The sequence below is a fragment of the Planctomycetota bacterium genome (genome assembly GCA_026387035.1).
Classification (GTDB): domain Bacteria; phylum Planctomycetota; class Phycisphaerae; order FEN-1346; family FEN-1346; genus JAPLMM01.
This window is the reverse complement of the sequence record JAPLMM010000073.1, coordinates 1-9,568: the sequence shown is the minus strand read 5'-3', so window position 1 is coordinate 9,568 and position 9,568 is coordinate 1. Positions and strand designations below refer to the sequence as shown.

At 65.0% G+C, this 9,568-nt stretch carries 9 protein-coding genes; 2 read left to right on the top strand and 7 right to left on the bottom strand.

Annotation, left to right across the window (positions count from 1 at the left end; translation table 11 throughout):
• The 4 genes from NTX40_02420 to NTX40_02405 all read right to left on the bottom strand — a co-directional run.
• Window positions 1-629, bottom strand: a 629-nt coding sequence (locus NTX40_02420; protein MCX5647942.1) for an Asd/ArgC dimerization domain-containing protein, incomplete at its 3' end; no start/stop codon positions are given.
• A gap of 103 nt (window positions 630-732) precedes the next feature.
• Complete coding sequence (gene accC, locus NTX40_02415) at window positions 733-2,088, bottom strand: acetyl-CoA carboxylase biotin carboxylase subunit (protein MCX5647941.1); 1,356 nt, start codon at window positions 2,086-2,088, stop codon at window positions 733-735.
• Between the two features lie 163 nt (window positions 2,089-2,251).
• Complete coding sequence (gene accB / locus NTX40_02410) at window positions 2,252-2,737, bottom strand: acetyl-CoA carboxylase biotin carboxyl carrier protein (GenBank protein MCX5647940.1); 486 nt, start codon at window positions 2,735-2,737, stop codon at window positions 2,252-2,254.
• 53 nt (window positions 2,738-2,790) lie between these two features.
• On the bottom strand, window positions 2,791-3,879 hold the full coding sequence (locus tag NTX40_02405; GenBank protein ID MCX5647939.1) for a Xaa-Pro peptidase family protein: 1,089 nt from the start codon (window positions 3,877-3,879) through the stop codon (window positions 2,791-2,793).
• Window positions 3,880-4,701: 822 nt separating this feature from the next.
• Between NTX40_02405 and lexA the strand changes: the two genes are divergently transcribed.
• Both lexA and NTX40_02395 read left to right on the top strand, forming a co-directional pair.
• Entirely contained in the window at window positions 4,702-5,298 is a 597-nt protein-coding gene (lexA, locus tag NTX40_02400; GenBank protein ID MCX5647938.1) for a transcriptional repressor LexA, read from the top strand.
• A 102-nt stretch (window positions 5,299-5,400) separates the two neighbouring features.
• A complete protein-coding gene (locus tag NTX40_02395; GenBank protein MCX5647937.1) occupies window positions 5,401-6,384 on the top strand; it encodes a site-specific DNA-methyltransferase in 984 nt (327 codons plus the stop codon).
• Here the strand turns inward: NTX40_02395 and NTX40_02390 are convergent.
• From NTX40_02390 to NTX40_02380, 3 genes are all read right to left on the bottom strand, one after another.
• The gene (locus NTX40_02390; GenBank protein ID MCX5647936.1) at window positions 6,350-7,138 is read right to left on the bottom strand and encodes a hypothetical protein; all 789 of its coding nucleotides are present in this window, start codon (window positions 7,136-7,138) and stop codon (window positions 6,350-6,352) included. The two genes, NTX40_02395 and NTX40_02390, sit on opposite strands and share 35 nt — an antisense overlap.
• A gap of 45 nt (window positions 7,139-7,183) precedes the next feature.
• The gene (gene metK / locus NTX40_02385) at window positions 7,184-8,356 is read right to left on the bottom strand and encodes a methionine adenosyltransferase (GenBank protein MCX5647935.1); all 1,173 of its coding nucleotides are present in this window, start codon (window positions 8,354-8,356) and stop codon (window positions 7,184-7,186) included.
• Window positions 8,357-8,708: 352 nt separating this feature from the next.
• Window positions 8,709-9,560 (bottom strand): bifunctional 5,10-methylenetetrahydrofolate dehydrogenase/5,10-methenyltetrahydrofolate cyclohydrolase, encoded by an 852-nt coding sequence (locus NTX40_02380; protein MCX5647934.1) that lies wholly within the window; start codon window positions 9,558-9,560, stop codon window positions 8,709-8,711.
• Between the last annotated feature and the right edge of the window lie 8 nt (window positions 9,561-9,568).

Below are 9,568 nucleotides of genomic sequence, written 5' to 3'. Positions count from 1 at the left end.
GTGTAATCGTCCTCGATGAAGCGGTCGATGTGCGGGATGCAGTTAAAGGCGATGGGTCTCGCGAAGACGCCCGGGTCGTATTCGATTGTCTCGAGGGACTCCAAAGCCCGCGGCGTCTGGCGCCGGAGTTCCTGCGGCCCCTTCATCCCCCAGCCGCTCGTCGCCTGATAGGTCGCGACGTGGATCCGCCGGATGCGTGCGGCCCGATGAATCGGCGCGAGCGCCACCACGAGTTGAATCGTCGAGCAGTTCGGGCTGGCGATGAACCGGCTCTTCCGGGTGATGGCGTCGGCGTTCACCTCCGGGACGACCAGCGGAACGTCCTCGGCGAGGCGGAAGTCGCGCCCGTTGTCGATGCACCACGCCCCGCACCGTTCGGCCGTTTCCCGCCACGTGACGCTCGCGCCCTTGGCGCCTTCCTGGCCGGCAAAGAGGACGAGGTCCGCGCCCTCGAAGACGGCGGCGCTGGTTTCCTCGACGAGCATCCTTTCGCCCGCGAGGGTTTCCGGCCGTTCGCGCGTGGCGGCGACGCGCGGCGGCCACCGGCAGGGGAACTTGCGCTCCTTCAGGCACGAGACAATCGCCTCGCCCACAAGTCCCACCCCCACCACCGTCACGCTCAGCGGCATCACACCAACTCCTGCGGTCTCGGCCCACCCACTCGCTCGCCTCCCGGCTCGCGGCTAACCATGCACAGTGATCGACACGTTCACCGCGCGCTGGCCGCCCCTGTCAAGCCCGTTTGCGGCCTTGCCACACCCGTTCCACCCAACCCGTGTCCACCTTCCCGCGCAGAAAATCCGGGTTCGCCATGATCTCCTGGTGCACCGGGATCGTGGTCTTGATCGGAGCGATGCGGAACTCGTCGAGCGCCCGGCGCATCGTCGCGACGGCCGCCTCTCGCGTCGGCCGGTGGACGATCAGTTTCGCGATCATCGAGTCGTAGTGCGGCGTAATGGCGTACCCTTCGTAGCAGTGCGTGTCCACGCGGACGCCCGGGCCGCCGGGCACGCGGAACGTCTGGATGGGTCCCGCCGAGGGCCGGAAACCGTTCGCGCAATCCTCGGCGTTGATGCGGCACTCGATGGCGTGGCCGGTTTGCGGAATGTCGCGCTGCCTCAGGCGCAGCCGTTCGCCCGCCGCCACGCGAATCTGCCACTGCACCAGGTCCGTCCCGGTCACCATTTCGGTCACGGGGTGCTCGACCTGGATGCGGGCGTTGACCTCCAGAAGGTAGAACGCTTCGTTCTGGTCCACGAGGAACTCGACGGTTCCTGCGCTGGTGTAACCGGCCTCGCGGGCCATCCGCACGGCCGCGTCGCACAGTTTCTCGCGCGTGCGCGCGCTGATGGCGGGCGACGGCGATTCCTCCACCAGTTTCTGATGCCGACGCTGGAGCGAGCAGTCGCGCTCCCAGAAATGCACCACGTTGCCGTAGTTGTCCCCCAGAATCTGGACCTCGACGTGGCGGACGGCCTCGACGCGCTTCTCCAGGTACACGCGCCCGTCCTTGAAGGCGGCCTCGGCCTCGGTGCGGCCATGGCGGACGGCCTGGACGAGGCTGATGTCGTTGTGGGCGATCCGCATGCCCCGACCGCCGCCGCCCGCCGCCGCCTTCACCATCACCGGGTAGCCGATCTCGTGTGCCAGCGCGAGCGCTTCCTCCTCGCTCTGGAGCGGCTCCTTGCTGCCGGGAATCGTGTAAATCTTCGACTGCTTCGCCAGTCGGCGGGCCTCGAGTTTGTCGCCGAGGCGCCTCATCGCCTCGACCGTCGGGCCGATGAATTCAATGTTGCAGGACCGGCACACTTCGGCGAAATGGGGGTTCTCCGCCAGGAAGCCGTACCCCGGATGGATCGCGTCGACGTCCGCGACCTCCGCCGCCGAAATGATCCGCGCAATGTTCAGGTACGACTGGGCCGGCGCCGCCGGGCCGATGCAGATCGCGCCGTGGGCCAGGTCCAGGTACCCGGCGTCGCGGTCGGCCTCGGAGAAGACGGCGACGGCCTCGATGCCCATCTCGCGGCAGGCGCGGATGATCCGCAAGGCGATTTCGCCGCGGTTCGCGACCAGAATCCGCTGGAACATACTCCACCTCGCCGGCGCGGCCCGGGGATGCCGAACGCCTCATCCGGTCGGCAACTTTTCCCGTGTGGCACGGCGGGCCTTGCCCCGCCGTGCGCCCCGCACGGCCGGACAAGACCGGCCGTGCCACCCAATACGCTTTCAATTACCCCCTCTGCAAAGTGGCCTAATCCGGCCGAATGACGAACAGCGGCTGCCCGAACTCGACCGGCGCCGCGTTCTTCACCAGAATCTTCTCGATCGTGCCGCTCGTCTCGGACCGGATCTCGTTGAAAACTTTCATGGCCTCGATGACGCAGACGACGCTCTCGTCCGTCACGTGGTCGCCGGCCTTGACGTACGCGTCGGCCTCGGGGCTCGAGGAAACATAGAACGTGCCGACCATCGGCGAGTTGATTGTCGGCAGGCTGGCGGCCGGCGGCGCTGCCGCTCGCGCCGGCGCCGCCGGCGCAACAGGCACGGCCGCCTGAACGACCGGCGCCTCCGCCCCGCCTTTGCGCAGACGAACCGCCAGGTTTTCCTGCTCCACTTCCACCTCCACCAGGCCGTGCTCTTCCATCAGGGCCACCAGTTTCCGGATAGTCTCCAGGGCCGGGCCTTCCGACCCGGGCGCCGCCGGTCCCTGGCTCTTCGCCGACTTGTCTTCAGCCATGGTCGTCCTCCCTATGCGGCATCGGCAACGCAGGCAGACAAAACAGGCGACGGCTACAGAACCATCGCCTCCAGGTCTTTCTCGACGCGCGTCAGGACGCGCCGTCCTGTTTTCGTCACCAGGCAATCGTCTTCGAGGCGTATCCCGAACGCCCCCCGGAGGTAAACCCCCGGCTCGATCGTGACCACCATGCCGGGCTCCAAAGTTCCCTTGCCCGCACGCGGCCCGAGGGCCGGCGGTTCGTGCACTTGGCGGCCGATCCCGTGTCCCGTCCCATGACCGAACGCGCTCGCGAGCCCCGCCTCGCTCAGCACGGCCCGCGCCGCCGCGTCCACCTCCGTAAAGGCCGCCCCGGGACGCACCCGCGCGATGGCCGCTCCTTGCGCCGCCCGCACGGCCTCATACACCCGCCGGGCACGAGGGTCAATCCTACCGGCGAAAAGCGTCCGTGTCAAGTCGCACACATAGCCGCCCACCCGCGCGCCGAAATCCACCAGCAGCACGGAACCCCGCCGAAGCCGACGATTCCCCGGGACGGCGTGCGGCATGGCGGCGGAGGCGTCCACCGCGCAGATCGTCGGGAACGCCGGGCCGTCCGCCCCCGCCAGACGCATCTGGTGGTCCAGTTCCGCCGCCAGCCGGCGCTCCGTCATGCCGAGGCGGATGCCCCGGCGAAAGACGCTCCACGCCGCCTCGGCGACGCGAATCGCCCGCCGAATCGCCCGCTGCTCGAAGGCGTCTTTTCGGATGCGAAGACCGGCGACCAGGCCCGGCGCTTCGGCCAATCGCACGCGACCCAGGGCCTTCTGCAATCGGCCCTTGAGCGCGACGCTCACGCTCTCCGGATCAAACCCCAGACGCCGAAGGGGCCCGCCCTTCATCTCGTCGGCCAAGGCCTCGGCAAGGGACCTTTCCCGGACGACGATGCGGACGCCCCACGTCTCGCGGTCGGCCTGCTCGGCGAAGCGCCCATCGGTGATGAGCGTGACGGTCCGCCGGGCGACGAGGAGCCAACTGTCGTCTCCGCTGAAACCCGAGAGGTAGCCGGCGTCCACGGGACTCGTGACCACGAGGCCGCCGATCCGCCGGCGGCGCAACTCGCTGCGAATTCTGCGGAGCCGATCGGCGAAAGGTTGTTTCATTCCCGCCATTTTCCTCCCCGATTTGCCAGTTTCCGACAGTTCTCCGAGAAAAAATCGCCGAGACATAACCTCTTTGTGAATCAGTTCTTATGGCATTCCCGGCCGACTCGGCTTGAAAAGGTTCAAGTTTTCCTGGCCAGGGGGCCGATTTTTCTCTTGACGTTAGGGCACTGTTAGGCTAACATCCGCCTGACACGATGGCGAAAGGCTCTTTGACAACTTCTCCCAAGCGACGACGTGGCGCTTATATCGCTTGTCCAGGCGGGGGTCAAGCAAACTCCGCCGCCTGAGCGGCGAGGACAGCAACCGAGTCTTGAGGTCGGCCTGGGGCTGGGGAGTTACCCCGTGCCCTCCTCAGCCCACCGGCCTCGGACCGGAAGCGAGAACCACGGCGACCCTGGACCTGCCATAGTGCGGCAGCGGCGGCCCCCACCTGCCGTTGCCCGCCTGCCGACCTCCGGCGCGACTGGCGGCCGAGAGACGGGCTTCCCACTCCCGTCCGGCCTCAGACGCTCCGGCGGCCCGGTGAGACGGCGGTCCAGGCAAGCCAGGGCACGTCACCGTTCCCACCGGTGGCGCCGTTCCCAACGGAGGGCCGGGGTTCGACTGCCACTCTGCGAAGCAGCACTTCGCTGCGAAGCACGAGCCCAGGGGGCGCCCCGGCCCTACTCCCTTCGTGCGAGCAACGAGCGCCTCGCGCAGCGACAGTTAGCCGCCCAGTTTATCCTTGTTCTGCTGTTGGACCCCTTCGGGGCTGGGTGCTTGTCGTTTCGCAGTCGCGCGGCGAACACCGCGCCAGCCAGCGCACACAAGGAGAATCGCATGGCCAATCTGACCCCGAAACAATTCCAGATCGTTCGCTTCCTCCAGGATTACTGGGTGGAACACGAGTACGCGCCGACCATGCGGGAGATCGCCGACCACCTCGGCGTCTCGCGCCCGACCGTCTTCGAGCACATCGAGGCGCTGGAAAAGAAGAAGGTCCTGACGCGCGAGCCGACGCTCGCGCGCGGCGTGACCCTCGCGCCGGAGTACTCGCCCGAAGCGGGTCGCCTGCCGCTCGTCGGCCGCATCGCCGCCGGCAGGCCCATCGAGGCGATTGAGGACACGGAACTTCTGGACCTCGAGAGCCTTTTCCGCGGCCGCCCGGGCGAAACCTTCGCCCTCCAGGTGCGCGGCGACTCGATGATTGACGAACAGATCCGCGACGGGGATTACGTGATCGTCGAGAAACGGGCAACCGCCCGAGACGGTGAAACCGTCGTCGCCATCCTCGAGGGCGGCGACGCGACGTTGAAGAAGTTCTACAAGGAAAAGGGCCGCATCCGCCTTCAGCCCGCGAACCCGACGATGCAACCCATCTACGCCCCGAACGTCACGATCCAAGGCGTCGTCATCGGCGTGCTGAGGAAATACTAGCGCATTGCTTTGGCCTTGCAGAGAGGCTATTATGGTGTTGAAAGTGCACAGGCGGGTCATGGTAGCCCGGTTCGTCAGGACGATCGCTGAGGAGATCGCCACATGACCGAATCCAATTCTCGAGTTCTGGCAGTTGCCCCACACGACGTAACTAGTGTGGAGCTTGAGCGTTCTCGGAAGCGCCGAACCGAAATACCCACGGTTCGCCCTTATAACGGGCCAGCGACAAAACATGTGCTTAGCTTGGGTGATGCACGGAGACTCGATTGGATAGAGGACGAGACGGTTCACCTTGTCGTCACGTCCCCGCCCTACTTCAATCTGAAGAAGTACAACGACCATCCCAACCAACTCGGCGATCTTGACGACTACCAAGCCTTCCTCTGCGAACTGGACACGGTCTGGCAACACTGCTTCCGCGTCTTGGTGCCCGGTGGCCGCCTCGTGTGCAATGTGGGTGACGTCTGTGTTGCGAGGCGTGCCAATGGGGGACGCCATCACGTTTTTCCTCTGCACGCAGACATTTCAGTGCGGGCACGCAGGATTGGGTTTGACTATCTGACCCCCATAATCTGGCACAAGATCGCCAACGCCAAGTTCGAGGCAGGCCGGCGCGGTGGTGGGTTCCTTGGCAAGCCCTACGAGCCGAACGCCATTGTAAAAAACGACATCGAATACGTCCTGATGCTCCGCAAACATGGCGCTTATCGCAAACCAACGGACGAACAGCGTGCTTTCTCGCGTCTTACGAAGGAAGAACAGGATAAGTGGTTCCGCCCCATCTGGACGGGGCTGACCGGTGCATCTACTCGTTCACACCCTGCACCCTTTCCTGTGGAGTTCGCCTTTCGGCTAGTTCGCATGTTTTCATTCACTAGCGATACGGTGTTGGACCCGTTCGCTGGCACTGGCACGACAAGCGTCGCCGCGATGATGGCCAACCGGAACAGCATATCCAACGAAGTAGACCCGGCGTACTTTGAAATGGCGACAAACCGTCTGCGGTCTGAAATCGGTCAACGGGGTCTCTTCACGCACGCTCCCGTTCTTCTTATCCAGAAAAACGGGCAGAATACGCAGCGCTGATGCGTGCCAAGAACGTCTGGTAGTGGTCCCGCTCGCCGGGTTGCGGAGCGGGCGGGGCCGTATGCAGCGTGCAGGCGCCAACGTTGTCGCAATTGATCACTATCGTGGCAAAGGCATCGAAACCTACCTCTCCAGGCTTCTCCCGCAACAAGAGGCCACGAAGATGATTGACCATCGAGGCAGTCACGGCCGGCTGTCGATGAGAAATGAATACCGGGGGGCCATAACCACTCGTTTGTCGTGTCGGGGAGGCATATGTGACCGCGATGTTCACGACGACGATCCCCGCCGAGATGGCCTTGGTGTCCCCTTGGTGGACAATCTCGTGTGCCGAGGACAATTCATCGAATAGCCGGGGTTGAGTTTTCGAGTGTTCTGTCATGCACTGCTTGGCCTCCAAGGCGATTCGCAGGTTGCCGATCTCGCCCAAGCCGACACGCTCGCTCCCAGACGGGGGCGCGATTCTCCTCAACGGCGTGCCCAGGGCAAGATCAAGCGTCTTGGTCTTACCGTTGGGGAACCTGTACGCCGCGTTGATGCCAGCGACGATCTTGCCCTCTCTCGCATGCACGGCCAGTAAGGGGCAGGAGTCCACGATGTCCCTCAACACCATGGAACAAAGCGTCTTTGAGTGCTCGTCGGAACGGGGGTGGTAACGGAAAACTCTTCGCCCGAACTTCTTGTCGTTAGCAATATTGCCGCTCGTCCACAAGGCAAAAAGCTCAGGTGCGAGAGCGTTTTGGGCCTTGTCCATAAATGTGGCAGATGCCTCGTTTTCTTTCCTGCTTCCGAACGAAGATTACTCGTACTTCCGTGCGGCCTGTTTGAGTTCGTCGACCTTGCGCAGTTCTTCCCAGGTGAACTCCGGGAGTTCGCGGCCGAAGTGTCCGCCCTCGGCCGTCTTGCGGTAAATCGGCCGCAGGAGGTCCAGGTACTCGATCATCGCCCGCGGCTTCAGGGGGAACACTTCGCGGATGACCTTCGCGAGGTCCACGTCGCGGATCGCGCCGGTGCCGGCGGTGTCCACGCGGACGCTCAAGGGGTCGGCGACGCCGATGGCGTAGGACACCTGGACCTCGCACTCGTCGGCGAGATCGGCGGCGACGACGTTCTTCGCGACGTGTCGGCACATGTAGGCAGCGCTGCGGTCCACCTTGGAGGGGTCCTTGCCGCTGAACGCCCCGCCGCCGTGGCTCCCTTTGCCGCCGTACGTGTCCACGATGATCTTTCGGCCCGTGAGGCCGCAGTCGCCGTGCGGGCCGCCGATCACGAATCGGCCGGTCGGGTTCACATGGTAAATCGTGTCGTCGTCGAGCAACTCGGCCGGGATGACGGGATGGACGATGTGGGCGATGACGGCCCGGCGGATTTCCTCGTTCGAGACGGTGTCGGCGTGCTGGGTGGAAACGAGTACCGTGTGGACGCGGACAGGCCGGCCCTCCTCGTCGTACTGGACGGTGACCTGGCTCTTGCCGTCCGGCCGGAGCCATTTCAGTTCACCCGAGCGTCGGGCTTCCGCCAGACGGTTGCACAACTGGTGCGCGAGTTGGATCGGCATGGGCATGAGTTCCAGCGTCTCTCGGCAGGCGTATCCGAACATGATCCCCTGGTCGCCGGCGCCCTGTTCCTTGCCCTTCGCCGCGTTGACGCCCATGGCGATGTCCGGGCTCTGCCGCTTCAGCGACACCAGGACCGCGCAATGCTCGTAGTCGAAGCCCATGGAGGCGTCGGTGTAGCCGATGTCTTTGATCGTCTTGCGCACGACGTCCGGAATGTCGACGACCGCCTTGGTGGTCACTTCTCCGGCGACGATGCACATGCCGGTCGAAACAAGAGTTTCGCAGGCGACCCGGCTGGCGGGGTCCTGGGCGATCATGGCGTCGAGGATGGCGTCGGATATCTGGTCGGCCATCTTGTCCGGGTGGCCGCACGTCACGGCCTCGCTCGTGAAGAGCACGTGGCCTTCGGGCAATTCCCCTGCATTTTTCTTGGACACGCGTCGGCTCCTTTATGCTGCAGATTCGATTCCACCGGCCCTCGGGGACGGCGGACCCGCCTGAGGGAAGCCGGAAGTTTAGGGCCGTGGAGGGCCCGAGGCAAGCCAAAAACGCTCGCCGCGGGGCTCGGGGGGTGACTAGATTTTCTGGCAACCCCATAGGGTGCTGCGCAGGCAAAACTGTAACTTGGTGTGGCACGGCCGGCCTTGTCCGGCCGTGTGCAGCGCACGGCGGGGCAAGTCCCGCCGTGCCACACACTCCTAAGCCCCTGCCTGATGCCAGAAAATATAGTCACACCCGGGGCTCGCGAGGAGTCATTGCCGAAAGTCACCGCACCAGGGCCCTGGCGGCCCGGACGGTGTTCCTGAGGAGGATTGCGACGGTGACGGGCCCCACGCCGCCCGGCACGGGCGTGATGGCGCCGGCGACTTTCCTGGCCGACTCGAACTCCACGTCGCCGACCGTCTTCATCTTCTTTTTGCCCTTGTCGTTCAGGACGGGCTGACCGCGCTCGTCGAGGACGGAGACGCGGTTGATGCCGACGTCGATGACAGTCGCGCCGGGCATGATGTGCTCGCCGCGAACCAGGCCGGCCTTGCCGGCCGCCACAACGAGGATTTCGGCCTTGGTGGTATGGGCCTTCAGGTCGCGGGTTCCGATGTGGCAAATCGTGCACGTCCCCAGGTCATTCGTAATGAGGCAGGCGACCGGTTTGCCGACGATCGGCGAGTGGCCGACCACGACGCACTCGGCGCCTTTGACCTGGCAGCCGGCGAACTTGATAAGTTCGTAGGCCGCGGCCGCGGTGCACGGCACGAGTTGGGCGGGCTCGTAAAAGAGGAGTTTGCCGAGGTTCGCGGCCGTGATCCCCTCCACGTCCTTGCCCGCGGGGATCCGCTCGGCCATTTGCTGCGCGTCGATGCCGGGCGGCAGCGGCATCTGTAACAGGATGCCGTGGACCGCCGGGTCGGCGCCGAGTTCGTCGATTTTGGCGCCGAGGGCGTCGGCACTCGTGTCGGGCGCCAGTTCCACGAGGTCGTAAGCGATGCCGACCTCTTCGCACGACTTGGCCTGGCTCCGCGTGTATACGCGCGCACCGGGGTTGTCGCTCGCCAGCAGGCTGGCGAGCCGGGGCGGCGAGCCGGTCCTTTCCTTGATGGCCTCAATCTCAGGCCCCAACTCGTTTC

Excerpts from the sequence above, each read along its gene's own strand:
- NTX40_02395 (MCX5647937.1), top strand. The coding sequence starts at position 5,401 with ATGACCGAATCCAATTCTCGAGTTCTGGCAGTTGCCCCACACGACGTA.
- lexA (MCX5647938.1), top strand. The coding sequence starts at position 4,702 with ATGGCCAATCTGACCCCGAAACAATTCCAGATCGTTCGCTTCCTCCAG.
- accB (MCX5647940.1), bottom strand. The coding sequence starts at position 2,737 with ATGGCTGAAGACAAGTCGGCGAAGAGCCAGGGACCGGCGGCGCCCGGG.
- NTX40_02390 (MCX5647936.1), bottom strand. The coding sequence starts at position 7,138 with ATGGACAAGGCCCAAAACGCTCTCGCACCTGAGCTTTTTGCCTTGTGG.
- NTX40_02405 (MCX5647939.1), bottom strand. The coding sequence starts at position 3,879 with ATGAAACAACCTTTCGCCGATCGGCTCCGCAGAATTCGCAGCGAGTTG.
- accC (MCX5647941.1), bottom strand. The coding sequence starts at position 2,088 with ATGTTCCAGCGGATTCTGGTCGCGAACCGCGGCGAAATCGCCTTGCGG.